This is a genomic window from Pseudomonas sp. (assembly GCF_002796985.1).
GTDB lineage: Bacteria > Pseudomonadota > Gammaproteobacteria > Pseudomonadales > Pseudomonadaceae > Pseudomonas.
The window spans coordinates 238,132-257,656 of sequence record NZ_PEKX01000008.1 but is presented as its reverse complement, the minus strand read 5'-3'; the positions used below and the strand labels follow the sequence as shown (position 1 = coordinate 257,656).

At 65.3% G+C, this 19,525-nt stretch carries 19 protein-coding genes; 6 read left to right on the top strand and 13 right to left on the bottom strand.

All coding sequences use genetic code 11. The features are described 5' to 3' along the window. Window positions 1-14: 14 nt before the first annotated feature. Window positions 15-761 (bottom strand): FCD domain-containing protein, encoded by a 747-nt coding sequence (locus tag CTR55_RS13830; RefSeq protein WP_275608744.1) that lies wholly within the window; start codon window positions 759-761, stop codon window positions 15-17. A gap of 303 nt (window positions 762-1,064) precedes the next feature. Between CTR55_RS13830 and CTR55_RS13825 the strand changes: the two genes are divergently transcribed. Further along, a complete protein-coding gene (locus tag CTR55_RS13825) occupies window positions 1,065-2,558 on the top strand; it encodes an aldehyde dehydrogenase (protein WP_296286984.1) in 1,494 nt (497 codons plus the stop codon). A gap of 138 nt (window positions 2,559-2,696) precedes the next feature. Next, window positions 2,697-4,181, top strand: coding sequence for an amino acid permease (locus CTR55_RS13820; protein WP_296286983.1), 1,485 nt, complete (start codon window positions 2,697-2,699; stop codon window positions 4,179-4,181). A gap of 49 nt (window positions 4,182-4,230) precedes the next feature. Here the strand turns inward: CTR55_RS13820 and yjiA are convergent, their stop codons facing one another. The 4 genes from yjiA to CTR55_RS13800 form a co-directional block, all read right to left on the bottom strand. After that, complete coding sequence (yjiA, locus tag CTR55_RS13815) at window positions 4,231-5,229, bottom strand: GTPase (RefSeq protein WP_296286981.1); 999 nt, start codon at window positions 5,227-5,229, stop codon at window positions 4,231-4,233. A gap of 93 nt (window positions 5,230-5,322) precedes the next feature. Continuing rightward, window positions 5,323-5,526 (bottom strand): YbdD/YjiX family protein, encoded by a 204-nt coding sequence (locus tag CTR55_RS13810; protein ID WP_015478970.1) that lies wholly within the window; start codon window positions 5,524-5,526, stop codon window positions 5,323-5,325. 12 nt (window positions 5,527-5,538) lie between these two features. Then, window positions 5,539-7,605: a carbon starvation CstA family protein gene (locus CTR55_RS13805; RefSeq protein WP_296286979.1), complete on the bottom strand. Its 2,067-nt coding sequence runs from the start codon at window positions 7,603-7,605 to the stop codon at window positions 5,539-5,541. A 186-nt stretch (window positions 7,606-7,791) separates the two neighbouring features. Beyond that, complete coding sequence (locus CTR55_RS13800; RefSeq protein WP_296286977.1) at window positions 7,792-8,298, bottom strand: DUF3015 domain-containing protein; 507 nt, start codon at window positions 8,296-8,298, stop codon at window positions 7,792-7,794. A gap of 179 nt (window positions 8,299-8,477) precedes the next feature. Here CTR55_RS13800 and CTR55_RS13795 point away from each other — a divergent pair, with 179 nt between their 5' ends. Continuing rightward, window positions 8,478-8,846: a PilZ domain-containing protein gene (locus tag CTR55_RS13795; RefSeq protein WP_296286976.1), complete on the top strand. Its 369-nt coding sequence runs from the start codon at window positions 8,478-8,480 to the stop codon at window positions 8,844-8,846. Between the two features lie 114 nt (window positions 8,847-8,960). Here the strand turns inward: CTR55_RS13795 and radA are convergent, their stop codons facing one another. The 3 genes from radA to CTR55_RS13780 form a co-directional block, all read right to left on the bottom strand. After that, on the bottom strand, window positions 8,961-10,340 hold the full coding sequence (radA, locus tag CTR55_RS13790; RefSeq protein ID WP_296286975.1) for a DNA repair protein RadA: 1,380 nt from the start codon (window positions 10,338-10,340) through the stop codon (window positions 8,961-8,963). A gap of 199 nt (window positions 10,341-10,539) precedes the next feature. Continuing rightward, complete coding sequence (locus CTR55_RS13785; protein ID WP_296286974.1) at window positions 10,540-10,782, bottom strand: hypothetical protein; 243 nt, start codon at window positions 10,780-10,782, stop codon at window positions 10,540-10,542. Window positions 10,783-10,859: 77 nt separating this feature from the next. After that, window positions 10,860-11,102 (bottom strand): DUF465 domain-containing protein, encoded by a 243-nt coding sequence (locus CTR55_RS13780; protein ID WP_296286973.1) that lies wholly within the window; start codon window positions 11,100-11,102, stop codon window positions 10,860-10,862. 185 nt (window positions 11,103-11,287) lie between these two features. Between CTR55_RS13780 and mscL the strand changes: the two genes are divergently transcribed. After that, entirely contained in the window at window positions 11,288-11,704 is a 417-nt protein-coding gene (mscL, locus tag CTR55_RS13775) for a large-conductance mechanosensitive channel protein MscL (protein WP_296286971.1), read from the top strand. A 24-nt stretch (window positions 11,705-11,728) separates the two neighbouring features. Here the strand turns inward: mscL and CTR55_RS13770 are convergent, their stop codons facing one another. The 3 genes from CTR55_RS13770 to CTR55_RS13760 all read right to left on the bottom strand — a co-directional run bounded on the left by CTR55_RS13770 (window position 11,729) and on the right by CTR55_RS13760 (window position 15,407). Beyond that, a complete protein-coding gene (locus CTR55_RS13770; protein WP_296286969.1) occupies window positions 11,729-13,279 on the bottom strand; it encodes a TerC family protein in 1,551 nt (516 codons plus the stop codon). 229 nt (window positions 13,280-13,508) lie between these two features. Beyond that, a complete protein-coding gene (locus tag CTR55_RS13765) occupies window positions 13,509-14,285 on the bottom strand; it encodes a ferredoxin--NADP reductase (protein ID WP_081520067.1) in 777 nt (258 codons plus the stop codon). Between the two features lie 129 nt (window positions 14,286-14,414). Then, complete coding sequence (locus CTR55_RS13760) at window positions 14,415-15,407, bottom strand: TRAP transporter substrate-binding protein (protein WP_296286968.1); 993 nt, start codon at window positions 15,405-15,407, stop codon at window positions 14,415-14,417. A gap of 337 nt (window positions 15,408-15,744) precedes the next feature. On the opposite strand from CTR55_RS13760, the gene CTR55_RS13755 reads away from it, so the two are divergent. Further along, entirely contained in the window at window positions 15,745-16,869 is a 1,125-nt protein-coding gene (locus tag CTR55_RS13755; protein WP_296286967.1) for a class I SAM-dependent methyltransferase, read from the top strand. A 65-nt stretch (window positions 16,870-16,934) separates the two neighbouring features. Further along, entirely contained in the window at window positions 16,935-17,798 is an 864-nt protein-coding gene (locus CTR55_RS13750) for an alpha/beta fold hydrolase (protein ID WP_296286966.1), read from the top strand. A 190-nt stretch (window positions 17,799-17,988) separates the two neighbouring features. Here CTR55_RS13750 and CTR55_RS13745 read toward each other — a convergent pair whose 3' ends face one another. Next, window positions 17,989-18,555 (bottom strand): nucleotidyltransferase family protein, encoded by a 567-nt coding sequence (locus tag CTR55_RS13745; protein ID WP_296286965.1) that lies wholly within the window; start codon window positions 18,553-18,555, stop codon window positions 17,989-17,991. After that, on the bottom strand, window positions 18,552-19,523 hold the full coding sequence (locus CTR55_RS13740; protein ID WP_296286964.1) for an XdhC family protein: 972 nt from the start codon (window positions 19,521-19,523) through the stop codon (window positions 18,552-18,554). Before CTR55_RS13740 ends, CTR55_RS13745 begins: the two co-directional genes overlap by 4 nt. Window positions 19,524-19,525: the final 2 nt, after the last annotated feature.

Sequence of the window (19,525 nt, the reverse complement as noted above, 5' to 3'; positions counted from 1 at the left end):
AAGCGCTGTGCCAGTCAGCCGTCGTCGGCCAGCAGGCTGAGGCGCAGGTTGATCAGCCGCTTGATGCCGCGAGTGACATGGGCCTCGGCCAGCGCGCCGGCCAGGTTCGAGTCGCCGGCGCTGATCGCTTCGAGGATGGCGCGGTGCTCCTGCTCGATGGCCGCAGCGCCGGGGAAGCCTTCCACCGGCAGCCACAGCCATTCGCCGATTTCCGCCTGCAGGCGCGTCTCCGCGTGGGTCAGGCGCACGGATTGGGCGGCGACAGCGATTTCGATATGGAAACGCGCGTCGGCGCGGCGCTGTTCCTGCCGGGTGGTGGCGCTCGCCAGCGCATCCAGGTATTGGGCGATGCGCGCCTGCTCATCGGAGGTGGAGCGCTGCGCGGCGAGGCGCGCGGCCGCTCCGGCGATGGCGACGTGTTCGTCCCCAAGGTCGCGCAGCTCCAGTGCACTCATCTGGCGCAGTTGCCCCAGCAGGGCGTCCTCGGAGGTGTGCTGCGGCGAGCAGACGAAACTGCCGCCGTTGCGTCCGCGCCGGGTCTCGATCACGCCGCGCTCGCGCAGCTCCGCCAGGGCGTCGCGCAGGGTCACGGTGGCGACGCCGAACTGCATCGCCAACTCGCTTTCGCTGGGCAGTTGCTCGCCCTCGGCGTAGAGGCCGAGGTCGACCATCTCCACCAGCCGGCGCGCCACTTCCTCGGTGCGCCCTTCCTGGCGCAGACGCATGAAAGTGGCGGGGCGGACTTTCCTGAATTCGTTCATAGGCAGCAGTGCGCGGGGCGTTCCGTTTGGACGCTTCCTGCGCGAGAAATTCCTGTTCTGGCGTTGATGGCGGAGTCTACCGGCAAGCCCGACTGCGGCTCCGCGCAAAACTATGTCTCCATATTTTTAAATCGCTTTCCGGACTTTCAGCAAGGGTTTTCGGCGAGAAAACCCCTTTCAAACGCTCATTTTTCACCCCGTATTGGCAACTGGCAAATCATAAGATATGGTTTCAAATGTATTTGCCAGCGACGGTCCGCAGGCCGTCTCCGCCAACAACAGCAACAACGAGGAGCGATACGCATGAGCCAGCCAACCCGTGCCGAATGGGAAGCCCGCGCCAAGTCCCTGAAGATCGAAGGCCGCGCCTTCATCCAGGGCGAGTACCTTGCCGCCGCCTCCGGCGAGACCTTCGACTGCATCAGCCCGGTGGACGGCCGCCTGCTGGCCAAGGTCGCCAGTTGTGACGCCGCCGACGCCGACCGTGCGGTACAGAGCGCCCGCGCCACCTTCGATTCCGGTGTCTGGTCGCGGGAAGCGCCGGCCACCCGCAAGGCCGTGATGATCCGCTTCGCCGCCCTGCTGGAAGAACACGCCGAGGAGCTGGCGTTGCTGGAAACCCTGGACATGGGCAAGCCCATCGGCGATTCGCTGAACGTCGACCTGCCGGGCGCCGCCGACTCCCTGCGCTGGAGCGGCGAGGCCATCGATAAGGTCTACGACGAAGTGGCCGCCACCTCCCACGATCAGCTCGGCCTGGTTACCCGCGAGCCGGTGGGCGTGGTCGCCGCCATCGTGCCGTGGAACTTCCCGCTGATGATGGCGAGCTGGAAACTCGGCCCGGCGCTGGCCACCGGCAACTCGGTGATCCTCAAGCCGTCCGAGCGCTCGCCGCTGACCGCTATCCGCATCGCTCAACTGGCCATCGAAGCGGGTATTCCCGCCGGCGTGCTGAACGTGCTGCCGGGCTACGGCCACACCGTCGGCAAGGCGCTGGCGCTGCACATGGACATCGACACCGCGGTGTTCACCGGTTCGACCAAGATCGCCAAGCAGCTGATGGTCTACGCCGGCGAATCGAACATGAAGCGCATCTGGCTGGAAGCCGGCGGCAAGAGCCCGAACATCGTCTTCGAGGATGCGCCTGACTTGCAGGCCGCCGCCGAATCCGCCGCCGCGGCCATCGCCTTCAACCAGGGCGAAGTGTGCACCGCCGGTTCGCGCCTGCTGGTGCAGAAGTCGATCAAGGCGAAGTTCCTGCCGCTGGTGGTCGAGGCGCTGAAAGGCTGGAAAGCCGGCCACCCGCTGGACCCGGAAACCAACGTCGGCGCACTGGTCGACGGCCGCCAGCTGGAGCAGGTGCTGGGCTACATCCAGGCCGGCCAGGACGAAGGCGCGAAGATCCTCACCGGCGGCAAGCGCGTGCTGGAGGACACCGGTGGCACCTACGTCGAACCGACCCTGTTCGACGGCGTGAGCAACGCAATGAAGATCGCCCGCGAGGAAATCTTCGGCCCGGTGCTCTCGGTCATCGAGTTCGAAGACGCCGAGGAAGCCATCCGCATCGCCAACGACACCCCGTACGGCCTGGCCGCGGCGGTCTGGACCCGCGACATCTCCAAGGCCCACCTCACCGCCCGCGCCCTGCGCGCCGGCAGCGTGTGGGTGAACATGTATGACGGCGGCGACATGACCGCGCCCTTCGGCGGCTTCAAGCAGTCGGGCAACGGTCGTGACAAGTCGCTGCACGCCTTCGACAAGTACACCGAGCTGAAGGCGACCTGGATCAAGCTGTAATCCGGCGCGAACCAGAGAAACAAGAGGTTGGGAGAAAGACGGCGCGCGGGCCAGAACCCGCGCGCCGAACAATAACAACAACGCTTTCCGTTGCCCCCATTGGCTGCCAACGCGAAAACCTCAGACAGGACACCCACGATGAACAGCTCGATCCAGCCAGGCGCCGCCCTGGACCGCGACGCGGAGCAACTCCGCGCGCTGGGCTACACCTCCAATTTCGAACGCAGCATGACCCTCTGGCAGAACTTCGCCCTGGGCTTCACCTACCTCTCGCCGGTGGTCGGCGTGTACACCCTGTTCGGCCTGTGCCTGGCCGCCGGCGGCCCACCGATGTTCTGGTCCTACCTGCTGGTAGGTATCGGGCAGATGCTGGTGTGCCTGATCTTCTGCGAGGTCGTCTCGCAGTTCCCCATCTCCGGCGGCGTCTACCCCTGGGCGCGGCGCCTGGTGGGCAAGCGCTGGGCCTGGATGGTCGGCTGGATCTACTCGGTGTCGCTGTGCGTGACCATCGCCGCCGTGGCCCTGGGCGCCGGGCCGTATATCGCCACCCTGCTCGGCTTCGAGTCGACACCGGTGACCAACACCTTCGTTGCCCTCGCGCTGACGGTGGTCGCCACCCTGCTCAACCTCTCCGGCACCAAGCTGCTGGCCCGCGTGGCGATGTTCGGCTTCATCTGCGAGTTGCTCGGCGCGCTGGTGATCGGCAGCTACCTGCTGATCTTCGAGCGTCACCAGCCGTTCTCGGTGCTGTTCAACACCTTCGACATCCGCATCGACGGCAGCTACTGGCCGGCCTTCCTCACCGCCTCGCTGGCCGGCATGTTCCTCTACTACGGCTTCGAGGCCTGTGGTGACGTCGCCGAGGAAACCCCGAACCCCAGCCGTCGCATTCCCAAGGCCATGCGCATGACCATCTGGATCGGCGGTGGCGCAGCCATCTTCGCCGCCCTGGCGCTGATCCTCGCGGTACCGGACATGGCTGCAGTGATCTCCGGCGCCGACAAGGATCCGATGACCACCATCCTCGACAACGCCTTCGGCGGAACCGGCGCGCGCCTGGTGATGGCGGTGATCATCGTCTCGTTCGTCTCCTGCGTGCTCAGCCTGCAGGCCGCCGCCAGCCGCCTGCTGTACTCCTATGCCCGCGACGAGATGGTGATGGGCAGCGACCTGCTCAAGCGTCTGTCACCCAACACCCACGTGCCGGTAGCCGCGCTGATTGCCTGCGGTGTGATCCCCAGTGTGATCGTCTGCGCCGGCTTCTACCTGCAGAACGCCATCGCCATGGTGGTGAGCTTCGCCGCCATCGGCATCTACCTGTCGTTCCAGATGATCGTCGGCGGTGCCCTGTTCGCCCGCCTGCGCGGCTGGAAGCCGAGCGGCGCCTTCAGCCTGGGCAACTGGGGCTGGATCGTGAACATCCTGGCGCTGGCCTACGGCGTGCTGGCGATCATCAACATGTCCTGGCCGCGCACGCCGGATGCGCCCTGGTACCTGAACTACGGGATCATCCTGGTGGGCGGTATCGTGATCCTGCTGGGCCTGGCCTACATGACCCTGTTCCGCCCCTACGACAAGGGCACCGCCCCCCACGGGGATGCGTGGAAGCTGCATCAGCAGTAAGCGTTCGAGCGAAACGAAAACGCCCGGCAGGATGCCGGGCGTTTTTCATTCAGGCGGCAGGTCCGCCCGTGATGCGTTCGAAGCCCTGCCTGATCTGCTCTTCGGGCAGGTTGTCGCCGATGAAGACGATCACGCTCTCGCGCTGCTCGTTGCCCTTCCACTCGGTGTCCCAGTCGAAACCGTAGAGTCGCAGTACGCCCTGGAATACCAGGCGGCGCTCCTCGCCGGCGATGTTCAGCACGCCCTTGTAGCGCAGCAACGAGTTGCCGTGCCACTGCAGCAGGTCGTCCATGAATTCGCTGAGGCGCTCGATATCCAGTGGGTTGTCGCTGCGCAGCACCAGGGTGGTGATGCGGTCGGCGGTGTCCGCTGCCGGGCGCGCGGGGCGCAGTAGCGGGCGCAGGCCAAGGTCGGCGTTGAGGTTGAAGCCGCGCACATCGAGCAGGCGCTCCAGCTCGATGGCGCCGTGTTTCACCGGATGAATTTCCGCGCGGCGGTTGATGCGCTGCAGGCGCTCCACCAGGGCATCGTACTGCTCCGGCGAAACCAGGTCGGCCTTGCTGACCAGGATGCGGTCGCCAAAGCCGACCTGGGCCTGGGCAATGGCTTCCTGCAAATGCCGGTCGGCATTGGCGGCGTCCACCAGGGTGATGATGCCGTCGAGCAAATAGCGCTCGCGCAGGGTCTCATCGACGAAGAACGTCTGAGCCACCGGTGCCGGGTCGGCAAGGCCGGTGCACTCGATCACCACCCGGTCGAAGTCCAGCTCGCCGTTGTCGCGGCGCTCCAGCAAGGCGTAGAGCGTGCGCTCAAGGTCGGTGTTGATGGTGCAGCAGACGCAGCCGTTGGACAGCGTCACTACCTGCACCGCGTCATCGCCCAGCAACTGGCCGTCGATCGGCGCGTCGCTGAATTCGTTCTCGATCACGGCGATCTTCAGGCCGTGCTCGGCCTTGAGGATGTGCTTGAGCAGGGTGGTCTTGCCGGCCCCGAGGAAGCCAGTGAGGACGGTCACCGGAATCTGCGGCGCGCTTGCGGAATCGGTCATGGGTACATCCAGGCAATCAGAAATGAAAACGGGCAGAAATGAAAACGGGCCGCGATCGCTCGCGGCCCGTCCGTTATACACCTGTCCGCGTGATCAGCAGCAGCGGATCGGCCTCCCCTTGCCGCCACCGTAGCGCGCTTCCTGGCGCTCGCGGAAGAACTCCTCGTAAGTCATCGGAGTCTTGTCCGGGTGCTTGTTCTGCATGTGCTGAACATAGGTGTCGTAATCGGGCATGCCGACCAGCATGCGGGCGGCCTGCCCGAGGTACTTACCCATGCGGCTGAGGTCGTTGAACATGGTGAACCTCCGTCAGGCGTCCGGGATGGGCTGGAACGGCGCCTCGCTGTCGGTGCGCTCCTTCTTGGTCCAGGCACTGGCACCGACCTTGATCGCGTACACCAGGATGCAGAACACCACCAGCAGGAACAGCACGGTGAGGCCGGCGTTGATGTAAGCGTTCATCATCACGTGCTGCATCTGGGTGATGTCCTTGGCCGGGGCGATGATCTGCCCGGCGTCCAGGCCTGCAGAGTACTTCTTGCCCAGGGCGATGAAGCCCACGGCCGGGTTGCTGTCGAAGATCTTGATCAGGCCGGCGGTGGTGGTGCAGATCAGCAGCCAGACGGCTGGCAGGGCAGTGACCCAGACGTACTGCTGGCGCTTCATCTTGATCAGCACGACGGTGGCGAGCATCAGCGCGATACCGGCGAGCATCTGGTTGGAGATACCGAACAGCGGCCACAAGGTGTTGATGCCACCCAGCGGGTCGACCACGCCCTGGTACAGCAGCCAGCCCCACAACGCCACGCAACCACCGGTGCCGACGATGTTGGCCGTCCAGGAATCGGTCTTCTTCAGTGCCGGGACGAAGTTGCCCAGCAGGTCCTGCAGCATGAATCGCCCGGCACGGGTGCCGGCGTCGACTGCAGTGAGGATGAACAGCGCCTCGAAGAGAATCGCGAAGTGGTACCAGAAGGCCATGGTGTTCTCACCCGGCAGCACCTGGTGAAGGATGTGCGCGATACCCACGGCGAGGGTCGGCGCACCACCGGCACGGGCCAGGATGGTGGTCTCGCCGATATCCTTGGCGGTCTGGGTCAGCACCTCCGGCGTGATGGCGAAGCCCCAGCTGCTGACGGTCGCGGCGACTGCGGTGACGTCGGTGCCAACCACGGCCGGCGGGCTGTTCATGGCGAAGTAGATACCCGGCTCGATGACCGAGGCGGCGACCATCGCCATGATGGCCACGAAGGACTCCATCAGCATGCCGCCGTAGCCGATGTAGCGGGCGTCGGGCTCGCGGTTGAGCAGCTTGGGCGTGGTGCCCGAGGAGATCAGCGCGTGGAAGCCGGAGACGGCGCCACAGGCGATGGTGATGAACAGGAACGGGAACAGGCCGCCCTTCCACACCGGACCGGTGCCGTCGGTGAACTGGGTCAGGGCCGGCATCTTCAGTTCCGGCATGACGATCAGGATGCCGATGGCCAGCGCGATGATGGTGCCGATCTTGAGGAAGGTCGACAGGTAGTCACGCGGTGCCAGCAGCAGCCACACCGGCAGTACCGAGGCAACGGCGCCATAGCCGATCAGCATCCAGACGATCTGCACGCCATGGAAGGTGAATACCGGCGCCCACTCGGGGCTCGCGGCAACCTGGCCACCGAGCCAGATGGAGCCCAGTAGCAGCGCCACGCCCACCACCGAGATCTCGCCGATGCGGCCCGGGCGGATGTAACGCATGTAGACGCCCATGAGGATCGCGATCGGAATCGTCGCCAGCACGGTGAACATGCCCCAGGGGCTTTCGGCCAGGGCCTTCACCACGATGAGTGCGAGCACCGCTAGGATGATGATCATGATCAGGAACGCGCCGAACAGGGCGACGGTCCCCGCCACCTGCCCCATTTCCTCGCGTACCAGTTCACCCAGCGAGCGCCCGTTGCGGCGGCTGGAAATGAACAGGACCATGAAATCCTGCACGGCACCGGCCAGCACCACGCCGGCGATCAGCCAGAGCGTGCCGGGCAGGTAGCCCATCTGCGCCGCAAGCACGGGACCGACCAGCGGGCCGGCACCGGCGATGGCAGCGAAGTGGTGACCGAAGAGGATGTGCTTGTTGGTCGGGACGTAGTCCAGGCCGTCGTTGTTGAGGACCGCGGGGGTCGCTCGGTTGGGGTCCAGTTGCATCACCCTGGTGGCGATGAACAGGCTGTAGTAGCGGTAGGCGACCAGATAGATGGCAACCGCCGCGACGACGATCCACAGTGCGTTGATGGCTTCGCCGCGACGCAATGCCACGACTCCCAAGGCAAAGGCACCGACTATCGCCACCACCAGCCAGGCGAGGTGACGTAGCAGGTTGTTGTTATTCTTCATAGCGAGGCTTCCGACAGTTTGAAGGCGAGAATTCGCAGAAAAATTCTAGTCTTTTCCCACGACCCATTCATACGACCTTAGTCTAGAGCGGTTACGCGCTTATTGCCGGAGGTCAACCGCTTCCGACCGCGCGGTCAGGAAATGAAAAGGCCCGCCTGGGGCGGGCCTTTTGTACGAGCTGGTCGATCAGGCCGGTTGCTTGGCGTACTGCGCCAGGGTCTGGTCGCGGCTCATGACTGCCAGGGTGTTGTTCAGCACCTGCTCGCCGGTGGCGTCCTTGGAGGTGAAGATTTCGCCGAAGTGCTGCTGGGTGACCTGGGCGAAGTGCGCGCGGTCCTGGGTCGGAATGCCAAGCAGGACAGCGTAGGCGTCCAGTGCCTCGCCATGCCCCTGGGCCATGTTCTCGGCGATGTTGTCGAGCATGCCGTTCATGGCGAAGATCGAGCGGCCGCCGTAGCCCAGACGCACACTGGAATCACACCCGTTGGTACCGGAAGTGAGGCCGAAGGTGGCGTTGCCCGAGGTCCCGTTGGTGGTGGTCGCCAGCAGGTGCGGGAACAGCCCGCGCTGCCCCTCGAACACCATGTTGCCCCAACCGCAGCCACCGCCACCCGCCTGGTCGGCCTGCGCCAGCAGACTGAAGGCGCTCAATACCCCAATGATCAAACCCTTGCTCACAAGCTTCTTGTCCATGCTCTGCACTCCGCAGTTGTAGTGGTTTAACGCACATGGAGCTTTGGCGAGGGGCCGCAGCCTGTCAAACCCGTGCGGGCTGCATCTGTCGGACGAAACGTCAGGAACTGGCGTACGACGCGTCAGTAATGGCTTACGTCTATAGTGAGGCGAAGCAAAAACGGCCGGAGAGCCACGACATGACTGACGATCACGACGAGCGCCGGCGCTTCCAGCGCATTGCCTTCGACGCCGGCACCGAGATCAGCCAGGGCGACCAGCGCTGGAAGGTGACGCTGCTGGACCTGTCCCTGCAGGGCCTGCTGGTGCAGCGGCCGGAACACTGGAACGTCGTCGCTGGCGAGCCGGTGCAGGTGCGCATCTACCTGGGCTTCGACGTCAACGTCTATATGGAGGCCGACCTTGCCTGGGAACGCGAGGGCCTGCTGGGCTTCAACTGCCGGCACATCGACCTGGACTCCATCAGTCATCTGCGGCGCCTGGTGGAACTGAACCTGGGTGACGAGTCGATGCTGGAGCGCGAACTGACGCTGCTCAGCGAACATTGAAATACCGTGCCGGCATTGGCCGATCGCGGACAGAGTCCGCTCCTGCGCCCAAGCTAGCATTTTCGTAGGAGCGGACTCTGTCCGCGATGGCTCACCCCCAACGCTGAAGCGGGGCTATTCGAACAACGCATCCAGCGCCTGCTCCAGGCGCGTTACCGCGATCACCTGCAAACCGGGCGGCGACTCCTTCGGTGCGTTGCCCTTGGGTACGATGGCGCGCTTGAAACCGTGCTTGGCCGCTTCCTTCAAGCGCTCCTGGCCGCTGGGCACCGGGCGCACCTCACCGGACAGACCGACCTCGCCGAACACCAGCAACTGGTGATCCAGCGGGCGGTTGCGCAGGCTGGACATCACCGCCGCCATCAGCGCCAGGTCCGACGCGGTCTCCAGAACCTTCACACCGCCGACAACGTTGAGGAAAACGTCCTGGTCGTAGGTCGGAATGCCGCCGTGGCGATGCAGCACCGCCAGCAGCATCGCCAGGCGGTTCTGGTCCAGGCCCAAAGTCACACGGCGCGGGTTGGCCAGGTGGCTGGTGTCCACCAGCGCCTGCACTTCCACCAGCATCGGCCGCGAACCTTCCCAGGTAGCCATGACCACGCTACCCGGTACCGATTCCTGGGCACGCGTCAGGAAAATCGCCGAGGGGTTGGAGACTTCCTTCAGGCCACGGTCGGTCATGGCAAACACGCCCAGTTCGTTCACCGCGCCGAAGCGGTTCTTCACCGCCCGCAGCAGGCGCAGGCGGCCGTCGGATTCACCCTCGAAATACAGCACGGTGTCGACCATGTGCTCCAGCACGCGCGGGCCGGCCAGCGAGCCTTCCTTGGTGACGTGGCCGACCAGGAAGATCGCCGTGCCGCTCTGCTTGGCGAAGCGCACCAGCAGCGCCGCGCTCTCGCGCACCTGGGAAACACCGCCGGGGGCGGATTGCAGTTGCTCGGTGAAGATGGTCTGGATCGAGTCGATCACCATCACCTTGGGCTGCTCCTGGCGCGCCGTGGCGATGATGGTTTCGATGCAGGTCTCGGTCATCACCTTGAGCTTGTCTTCGGGCAGGCCCAGGCGACGGGCACGCATGGCGACCTGCTGCTGGGATTCCTCACCAGTGACATACAACGCCGGCAAACGCGTGGCGATGTTGCAGAGGGTCTGCAGGAGGATGGTGGACTTGCCGATACCAGGGTCGCCGCCGATCAGCACGACAGAGCCGTCGACCAGGCCGCCACCGAGGGCGCGGTCCAGTTCGGCGGATGCGGTGGAGAAACGCGGCATCTCCTCGACGCTGACTTCGGCGAGGGTCTTGATGTTGGCCTGTTGGCCTGCCCAGCCGCCGCGCCCGGAGCTGGAGGCCCCGGAGCCGCCGGTAGGCGTGGTGTCGATGACGGCTTCGACCAGAGTGTTCCAGGCGCCGCAATCAGGGCATTGGCCGGCCCATTTGGGGTAGGTGGCGCCGCACTCGGTGCAGCCGTACATGCGCTTGGCCTTGGCCATGGGGGACTTCCGTCGAATACAAAGCCCGCATCATAAGCCAATCGGGCGAGGCGCTTCAGAACCTATTTACGGTCTCGCGAGCTAAAGCAGAAGTGCGCTGAAATCGGTTGAGGGAGCGGAGTTTACACACAGTAAATGAGCACCCCGAGGCCGATTTCAGCGCGGTTCTGCCGACGCGCAGCAGACCGTAAACAGGTTCTTAGCCCGCCAGGCGGCGGTACTGGCACTCCATGTCGTACTTGAGGCTCTCACGGCGCATCAGCAGCGAGGCCAGGGTGCAGTCGGGGCGTTCGATGCCCTCCTCCACGCGGCCAATCCGCTGGTCCAGCAGTTCGTATTGCAGCTTCATGCGCACCAGGCGTTCCTGAGCGCGCAGGGCTTCGACGTTGCTTTTGGAGGGTTTGGTGACGGACTTGCCAGAGGACGAAATGGCTTTGCGCATGGCGGTGGCACCAGTTGGGAAAATGATGACAGGAGCCTACGCCTCGCTCCGCCCCACACCCTTGACTCTGATCAAGCTCAACCGGATCGTTTGAGCAGGTCGGAAATCTCGTCCTTCAGTGCCACGCGTTGCAGTTTGAGGGAGTTGAGAGCGAGGTCGTCCATGGCGGCGCGGCCGTCCTCGATGTCGTAGATCTTCTTGTCCAGTTCCTCGTAGCTGGAAGCCATACGGGTGAAATTCGCGTCCTTTCCGTGCAACCGGGTCATCAGGGCCTTCTGGTCGGGGAATTCGCGGGACAGGGGATGATGCTCGAGTGGCATGACGGGCCTCCTTCTGTGGATGCGTGGACATGGATAGGTTGCCCGGTAAGCCTAGCCCACGGTACGGACTCGCCCAGCGCCGCCGGTCATACCGGTGGAATTGACCACCTGCGGGGTGTTCAGACGGCGACGGGCCGCTAAACTGCGGCTGTCCCCCTCTATCTTGCGTAACAAGGAGTCTATGCATGAGTCTGCTTAGCGAATTCAAGGCCTTCGCCGTCAAGGGCAACGTGGTCGACATGGCCGTCGGCATCATCATCGGCGCCGCGTTCGGCAAGATCGTCTCGTCCTTCGTCGGCGACGTGATCATGCCGCCCATCGGCCTGCTGATCGGTGGCGTCGATTTCTCCCAGTTGGCGATCACGCTCAAGGCCGCCGAGGGCGATGTGCCGGCGGTGGTCCTGGCCTACGGCAAGTTCATTCAGACCTGCCTGGACTTCATCATCGTCGCCTTCGCCATCTTCATGGGCGTCAAGGCGATCAACCGCCTCAAGCGTGAAGAGGCCGCCGAGCCCAGCGCCCCACCAGTGCCTACGCCTGAAGAAACCCTGCTGACCGAGATTCGTGACCTGCTCAAGCAGCAGAACAACCGAGCTCCTTGAGCAGACCGCTAATCAGGCGCCGAGTCAGGCCGGCGGAGTCAGCAGAACGCGGCCGATACGTCGTTCGCTGACGTCCGTCACCTCCAGGCGCCAGCCACCCAGCTCCAGTGTGTCCCCCTTGGCCGGCAAGCGGCCAAGGTGCTTGAGCGCCAACCCGCCGAGGGTCTGGTACTCCGCCGTCGGGCGGGCGTAAAAGCCGACCCGGTCGGCCAGCGCCGACAACGTCACAGCACCATCCACCCGGTAGGCACCCGCCTCCACCTCGATGTCCGTACCGGACACCTCGCTGGCATCCGGCAGCTCACCGGCGATGGCTTCCAGGACGTCGGTCATGCTCAGCATGCCCTCGAAGCCGCCGAACTCGTTGACCACGAAGGCCAGGTGGGTCGAGGCCTCGCGCATCAGTTCCAGGGCGCCCAGCACCGTACTGCTATCCGGCAGGCTCAGCGGCTCGCGCAGCAGCGGCAGGATGTCCAGCTCGCGCCCCTGCAGCAGGGCGGAGAACAACTCCTTCTTGTGCACGTAGCCCAGCGGCTCGTCGATATTGCCTTCGCGGATCACCAGCAGGCGCGAGTACGGCGACTCCAGCAGCGCGCGACGGATGTTCTCCGGGCTGTCGGCCACGTCCACGCGGTGTACGCGCTGGCGGTCGATCATCACGGCTTTCACCGGACGCTCGGCCAGGCCCAGCACACCACTGATCATCACCCGCTCGCGGCGGTGGAACGGCGCGTCGACGCCATCGTCCTCACCCACCAGGTCAGCGATGTCCTCGCCCACCTCGTCGGCGTCGACCTTGCCGCCCATCAGGCGCAGCACCGCGTGGGCAGTGCGCTGGCGCAGGCCGCGCTGTCCGCGCTGGCTTTTCTGGCGCTTCCAGCGCACCAGCTGGTTGGCCATCTCGATCAGCAGGCTGAAGCCGATGGCGGCGTACAGGTAGCCTTTCGGGATGTGGAAGCCCAAGCCTTCGGCGGTCAGGCTGAAGCCGATCATCAGCAGGAAGCCCAGGCACAGCATGATTACCGTCGGGTGCTCGTTGACGAAGCGGGTCAGCGGCTTGCTGGCGATCATCATCAGGCCGATGGAGAAGATGACCGCGATCATCATCACTTCCAGTTGCTCGACCATGCCCACGGCAGTGATTACCGCGTCGAGGGAGAACACCGCATCCAGCACCACGATCTGCGCGACCACCGGCCAGAAGGCGGCATAGACGCGCTTGCCGTTGCTCTGCTGCACGCGGCCTTCCAGGCGCTCATGCAACTCCAGCGTGGCCTTGAACAACAGGAACAGACCACCGAACAACATGATCAGGTCGCGGCCGGAGAAGCTCTTGCCGAACACTTCGATCAGCGGCTCGGTGAGCGTGACCAGCCAGGAAATGCTCGCCAGCAGGCCCAGGCGCATCAGCAGCGCCAGCGACAGGCCGATCAGCCGCGCGCGGTCGCGCAGATGCGGCGGCAGCTTGTCCGCGAGGATCGCGATGAAGACCAGGTTGTCGATGCCGAGCACCAGCTCGAGCAGGATCAGGGTGAGCAGGCCGAGCCAGGCCGTGGGGTCCATCAACCATTCCATGTCGAACGACCTCGCTGGGCGCGCGCCATGGCAGGCTGGGAAGGCTTATCCGCGAATGCGGATGCCGGGGGAGGTTCGCCGAACGCCGGCTCTACTGAGGTAGGCACCGGGGCCGGCGTTGTACTTTGACTGTCCATAGGGTCCGAAAAAAGGGAAACGGACGCCTATCCTAAGGGCAAAGCCTCGCGGCCCTAAGGGGACAATCTTTTCAAAATCTATCGGGCCGGCCTTACCAATAGTTTTCCACGGCGATCTGCCCAGGCTTGCGCGTCAGCGCCAGGCTCATGCCACGGGCCTTCAGCACGGCGCGGGTATCCTCGATCATCTGCGGGTTGCCGCAGAGCATCACCCGCGAATGTTCCGGGGTCAGTTCCAGACCGGCGGCGCGTTCCAGCTCACCGTTCTCGATCAGCGTGGTGATCCGTGCGTTCAGGCAGCCGGGCACCTGCTCGCGGGTGACCACCGGGATGAACTGCAGCTTGTGGATATGTTCGGCCAGGTGCTCCATCGCGCCGAAGCTGGCGATCAGCTCACGGTAGGCCAGTTCCTTTTCCTCGCGGGCGCTGTAGACCAGCTTGATGGTCTCGAAGCGCTCCCACACCTCGAAGTCCTGCAGGATCGACAGGAAGGGCGCCAGGCCGGTGCCGGTGGATAGCAGCCAGAGGTCGCGGCCGTCGGGGAAGCGGTCGAGGGTGAGGAAGCCGAAAGCCTGGCGGTCCACCAGCAGTTGGTCGCCGACGCGCAGGCGGCTCAGCTCGCTGGTGAATTCGCCGCCGGGTACGACGATGGAGAAGAACTCGAGGAAGTCGTCGTGGGGCGCCGAGACCATCGAGTAGGCACGCCAGACGATGCTGCCGCTGGGCTTGTACACGCCCAGGCGGGCGAACTGCCCGGCGCGGAAGCGATAGCCACTGTCGCGGGTGGTGCGCAGGGTGAACAGGCTCGGGGTGAGCGTCTGCACTTCCACCAGGGTCTGGCGGGTGAACTTCTCTTCGCTGGCGGTCATCGTCCGCTCCTTTCCAGGCAACGGCCCATTTTCCCGTATTCGTGGCGCGAGAAACACCCGCAAGGCTTGTGGCTATCCGGGGAGATCGCCACAAACCTGCGCTGGATCAGTGCCGAGGGGATCAGCCGATCAGTGCTTGCGGTTCACCACCTGGGCGGCGCGCAGCACGTCGGTGCCGATCTCGCCTTCGAACTGCTTCCACAGCGGCTGCATGGCGGTGCGCCAGGCGTCACGCTCGGCCGGAGTCAGGGCGATGATGCGTGCCTTGCCGTTGGCCACCACATGGTCGCGCTCCTTCTGGTTCAGCGCTTCGGCGTCCTTGTTCACCTCGACGGTGACCTCTTCGACGATGTTTTCCAGCTGGGTGCGCACCGGGTACGGCATGCTGTTCCAGAACTTCTGGTTGCTGATCACCATGTAGCTGAGCACGCCGTGGTTGGTCTCGGTGATGAACGGCTGGGCGCTGTCGAGCTTCTGGCTGCCGATGTTCGACCAGGTGTTCTCGGTGCCCTGCACCTTGCCGTCCTGCAACGCCTTGAGGGTCTCGGCGAAGGGCAGCTTCACCCCGGTGGCGTCGAGCAGACCAAACTGCGCGTTGATCACCGAGGAGGGCTGGATGCGGAAGGCCAGGCCCTTGGCATCGGCCGGAGCGCGCAGCTCGCGGTTGGCGGAAAGCTGCTTCATGCCGTTGTTCCAATAGGCCAGGCCGTAGATGCCCGAGCGCGCCATGGAGTGCAGCAGTTCGCGGCTCTTGTCGCGCTTCTGGAAGCGCTTCACCGCCTCCAGGTCGTCGAACAGGAACGGCAGGTCGAAGACTTCGAGCTGCTTGGTGTAGCCCTCGAATTTGGACAGCGACGGCGCCAGCATCTGCACCTTGCCGTCCTGCAGGGCCTGCAGCTCGTCAGCGTCGCCGAACAGCGTCGAGTTGGCGAACACCTCGACCTTCACCTGGCCGGCCAGGCGCTCTTCCACCAGCTTCTTGAACAGCAGCGCGCCTCGGCCCTTGGGCGTGTCATCGGCAACGACGTGGGAGAACTTGATCACGATAGGCTCGTCGGCGAAAGCCGGTTGAGCCACGAGGAAAAGGGCGGACAGGGCCACCCCGAGCAACGACTTGTACATCGACATCCTTATGCAATGGCAATAGCCCGGCGCGCGAACGAGTGTCGCGTGTCGAGGATTCGTGAAGACTTGGAGTGGTGGCCGTCGGTCGGCGGAGCGCAGCTCCGGGATCGGGCCCTACCGGGTCGCATGAAGCGCCCGGTTATTATTGGGAGACCGCCGCGCAGACGCAGGCGGGCGGATAGGTCATAATTTTTCGGTATAACGCTGCCCCGCACAAGCGGAATGGCGTCAACCACGTCTCAATTTGATGACAAACTCATTGCAATAGGCTGCTTCTGATTGCCAGCGCAGCAAAGCCTCTATCTCAGCCATTTCCCGTCGTTTCGAGAGTCCCATGCCCGTCCTCGCCAGCCCCTTCGCCCAGCTCGACCTGGTCCGCCACCCCGAACAGCGCGAAGACCCGCTGCAAGCCTTCGATGCAGCCGACGAGTACCTGCTCAGCCATCTTCATGAGCAAGGCGTCGGCGCGCAAAGCCGTGTGCTGGTGCTCAACGACAGCTTCGGCGCCCTCGCCGCCAGCCTCGCGCCCCATGTGTGCCTGACCAGCAGCGGCGATTCGCACCTGGGCTTCATCGCCCTGCAGCGCAACCTCGAACGCAACGGCCTGATCGAAGCGCCGCTGACGTTCGTGCCCGCCAGCGAAACCCCGCAGGGCCCGTTCGATCATGTGCTGATCCGCGTGCCCAAGACCCTCGCGCTGCTGGAGGAACAACTGATCCGCCTGCACGGCCACCTCGCGCCGGGCGCGAAGGTGGTCGCCACCGGCATGATCAAGCACCTGCCGCGCGCGGCCGGCGACCTGCTGGAAAAGTACATCGGCCCGATGCAGGCCTCGCTGGCGGTAAAGAAGGCCAGGCTGCTGGTTGCCAGCGCTGAGCAGCGACCCGCGCCCTCCTCGCCCTACCCCAGCCGCTACCGCCTGGACAAACCCGCACTGACGCTGGTGAACCACGCCAACGTGTTCTGCCGCGAGGGCCTGGACATCGGCACCCGCGCCTTCCTCCCACACCTGCCGCAGGTGCACCACGGCGTACGCGCGGCGGACCTGGGCTGCGGCAACGGCGTGCTGGGCATCGCCTTCGCCCTGCTGAATCCGCAGGCCGAGCTGACCCTGGTGGACGAGTCGTACATGGCGGTGCAGTCCGCGCGGGAGAACTGGCAAGCCGCCCTCGGCGACCGGCCTGTAGATGTCCACGCCGACGACGGCCTCGCCAGCCAGGCCGCCGATTCGCTGGACCTGATCCTGTGCAACCCTCCCTTCCACCAGCAGCAGGTGGTCGGCGACTTCCTCGCCTGGCGCATGTTCCAGCAGGCCCGCGCCGCGCTGGTCACCGGCGGCGAACTGTGGATCGTCGGCAATCGCCACCTGGGCTACCACGCCAAGCTCAAGCGCCTGTTCCGCGGCGTGGAGCAAGTGGCGGCAAATCCGAAATTCGTGGTGCTGAAAGCGACCAAATAAGCGCTCGGGATTGCTCCGGCCTTCGTGCCGGGGCAGCATGGATCGCCCCTACCCGGATGCGCGCCATGACCGCACAAGAAGCCGCCCTCCTCCCACCGGAACTGATCCGCAGCGCCGACGGCGTCGATCTCGCTCTACGCCGAGTAGGCCCGGCGGACGGCGTCCCGGTGGTGCTGACCCACGGCACCTTCTCCAACCACCGCAGTTGCCTGGGGCTGGCCAACTACCTGGGCAGCCAGGGCTTTGGCTGCTGGCTGTTCGACTGGCGCGGGCATGGCGACAGCGGGCGCAATGACTTCCGCCACAGCTTCGATGACGTGGCCGAGCAGGACGTGCCGGCGATTCTCGACGCGGTAAGCCAGCACACCGGGCAGACGGCGCTGCACTGGGTCGGCCACTCCGGTGGCGGCTTGATCGTCTCGATGTGGGCTGCGCGCAACCCTGAACTGGCGCAGCGGCGGCTGCGCTCGCTGGTGCTGATTGGCTCCCAGGCCACGGCGGCCGGCGCCAGCCTGCGGCACTGGCTGGCGCTCCAGGCTTTCGACTGGATGCTGCGCTGGAGGCGCATCGCCCCCAGCCGCGCGAAGAGCGTCGGGCCCGAGGCGGAAAGCGCCCGGCTGATGCGCCAGTGGTGTCAGTGGAATTTCCGCCGGCGGTTCGATGCGCTGGACGGTTTCGACTATCTGGCTGGGCTGGGTGGAGTTGAGCTACCAGTGCTGGGCGTGGCCGGCAGTGGCGATACCTTCATTGCGCCCATCGTGGGTTGCGAGGCGCTGGTGAAGGCGTTTGGCGGAGCGCAGGCGAAGCTGGAGCTGTTCGGGCTGGCGACGGGCGCGCGGGAGGATTACAGCCATAACCGCCTGCTGCTCTCGCGCAATGCCAGCCTGGAAGTCTGGCCGCACATGGCGCAGTGGCTGGCACAGCATTGATCACCGTAGGGCGGATAACCTGGAACAGGTTATCCGCCGTTGGCTTTTGCGGCGGATAACGCTGGGGCGTTATTCGCCCTACGCGGGTGAAACCTTGTGGTTCGGTGCCACCGAGGTTCGCGAGCAAGCTCGCTCCTACAGGTTGGCACCGGCGTTCCCCTTGTAGGAGCGAGCTTGCTCGCGAACCCGGTCAGGAACTCAGAGCGTCGGGGGTATCGACGTCGCGGAGCACGCCAGCGTCAGTAACTTCCAGGGTGATGCAACGATCTCGACTGGCCTGAACCACCGTTCGCGCACCTTCGTCACCGGTGAGTTGCGTCAGCGCCGGCCAGAACTCGCGGCCGAACAGCACGGGGTGCCCGCGCTGACCATCGTGAAGCGGGAAGAGAATGGTCGAAGCGCTGGCCGCCTCGGTTAATGCACGCAGGGTTTGCGGGGCAATCCATGGCATGTCGCCCAGCAGGATGGCCACGGCCTGTGCCGGAGAGTCGATCAACGAAGCCGCACCCGCCGCCAGGCTGTGGCCCATGCCGAGCGCCGCCTCCGGGCTGTGGATAACCCGGCAGCCGGCGGGCAGCCCGAAATCCTCCGCCCGCTCGCCGTCACGCAGCACCACCCGGACTTCATCGAACACCGCCAGCGCGCGTTCGACACTGTGGGCGAGCAGGCTACGCCCGTCCGGCAAGGCTGCACGGCGCTTGTCCGCACCGAAGCGCGAGCCCTGACCGGCGGCCAGGACCAGCGCGACGACCGTCAAAGCGCCTCGCGGGCGATGCCGCTGCGGGTACGCAGGATGTCGGCGAGCACGGCCAGGGCGATTTCCGCCGGGGTCTTGCTGCCCAGGTTGAGGCCGATGGGCGCGTGGATGCGCGCCAGTTCGGCTTCATTCAGCCCGCCGATGCGGTGGAGACGTTCGCGGCGCTTGTCTGAGGTGGTTCGCGAGCCCATCACGCCGATATAGAAGGCTTCGGTGCGCACGGCTTCGAGCATCGCCAGGTCGTCGATCTTCGGGTCGTGGGTCAGGGCGACCACGGCGGTGTCCGCGTGACAGCCACCGTTGGCGATGAAGATCGACGGCAGCTCGCGGCGGATTTCGATGCCGTCCAGCACTACGCCGTCCAGCGCCTCTTCGCGGGGATCACAGAGAATGACTTCGAAGCCCAGGCCCTTGCCGAACTCCGCGCAGAAATGCGCGACGCTGGAGTAGCCCGCCAGCAGCAGTCGCTGGGCGGCGCCGACGCGCAGGCGCACGCTGGCTTCATCGCGCTCCACCCGCGGGCCGTGCTCGTGGTCGTCGCTCAGGCGGCGGCTGCCGTCCTGCAGGTTCACCTCGCGCAGCAAGCGGCGCTGGCCGAGCAGCGCCGATTCCAGTTCGCGCAGGTGGGCCTGCACGTCGCAATCGGCCGCGAGGTTTTCCACCAGCACATCGAGGATGCCGCCGCAGGGCAGGCGGATGTTGCTGCGGGTGTCGGTGCCGTCGCCGTAGCGCACGACGACTACCGGCTCGCTGAACTCGCCTTCGGCGACGCGTTCGAGGAAGTCATCCTCGACGCAGCCGCCTGACAGCGAGCCCACCCACTGGCCGCTGGCGTTGACCGCCAGCAGCGAGCCCGGCGCGCGGGGCGCCGAGCCGTAGGTGAAGAGCACGCTGCACAGCCACACGCGCTGCCCGGCGTTCGACCACTTGAGCGCCTGCCGGACCACTTGCAGATCGAGATGCTGCACGA

Bases quoted from the DNA above. Each gene is read 5' to 3' on its own strand.
- CTR55_RS13830 (WP_275608744.1), bottom strand. From the start codon at position 761: ATGAACGAATTCAGGAAAGTCCGCCCCGCCACTTTCATGCGTCTGCGC.
- CTR55_RS13825 (WP_296286984.1), top strand. From the start codon at position 1,065: ATGAGCCAGCCAACCCGTGCCGAATGGGAAGCCCGCGCCAAGTCCCTG.
- CTR55_RS13820 (WP_296286983.1), top strand. From the start codon at position 2,697: ATGAACAGCTCGATCCAGCCAGGCGCCGCCCTGGACCGCGACGCGGAG.
- yjiA (WP_296286981.1), bottom strand. From the start codon at position 5,229: ATGACCGATTCCGCAAGCGCGCCGCAGATTCCGGTGACCGTCCTCACT.
- CTR55_RS13810 (WP_015478970.1), bottom strand. From the start codon at position 5,526: ATGTTCAACGACCTCAGCCGCATGGGTAAGTACCTCGGGCAGGCCGCC.
- CTR55_RS13805 (WP_296286979.1), bottom strand. From the start codon at position 7,605: ATGAAGAATAACAACAACCTGCTACGTCACCTCGCCTGGCTGGTGGTG.
- CTR55_RS13800 (WP_296286977.1), bottom strand. From the start codon at position 8,298: ATGGACAAGAAGCTTGTGAGCAAGGGTTTGATCATTGGGGTATTGAGC.
- CTR55_RS13795 (WP_296286976.1), top strand. From the start codon at position 8,478: ATGACTGACGATCACGACGAGCGCCGGCGCTTCCAGCGCATTGCCTTC.
- radA (WP_296286975.1), bottom strand. From the start codon at position 10,340: ATGGCCAAGGCCAAGCGCATGTACGGCTGCACCGAGTGCGGCGCCACC.
- CTR55_RS13785 (WP_296286974.1), bottom strand. From the start codon at position 10,782: ATGCGCAAAGCCATTTCGTCCTCTGGCAAGTCCGTCACCAAACCCTCC.
- CTR55_RS13780 (WP_296286973.1), bottom strand. From the start codon at position 11,102: ATGCCACTCGAGCATCATCCCCTGTCCCGCGAATTCCCCGACCAGAAG.
- mscL (WP_296286971.1), top strand. From the start codon at position 11,288: ATGAGTCTGCTTAGCGAATTCAAGGCCTTCGCCGTCAAGGGCAACGTG.
- CTR55_RS13770 (WP_296286969.1), bottom strand. From the start codon at position 13,279: ATGGAATGGTTGATGGACCCCACGGCCTGGCTCGGCCTGCTCACCCTG.
- CTR55_RS13765 (WP_081520067.1), bottom strand. From the start codon at position 14,285: ATGACCGCCAGCGAAGAGAAGTTCACCCGCCAGACCCTGGTGGAAGTG.
- CTR55_RS13760 (WP_296286968.1), bottom strand. From the start codon at position 15,407: ATGTACAAGTCGTTGCTCGGGGTGGCCCTGTCCGCCCTTTTCCTCGTG.
- CTR55_RS13755 (WP_296286967.1), top strand. From the start codon at position 15,745: ATGCCCGTCCTCGCCAGCCCCTTCGCCCAGCTCGACCTGGTCCGCCAC.
- CTR55_RS13750 (WP_296286966.1), top strand. From the start codon at position 16,935: ATGACCGCACAAGAAGCCGCCCTCCTCCCACCGGAACTGATCCGCAGC.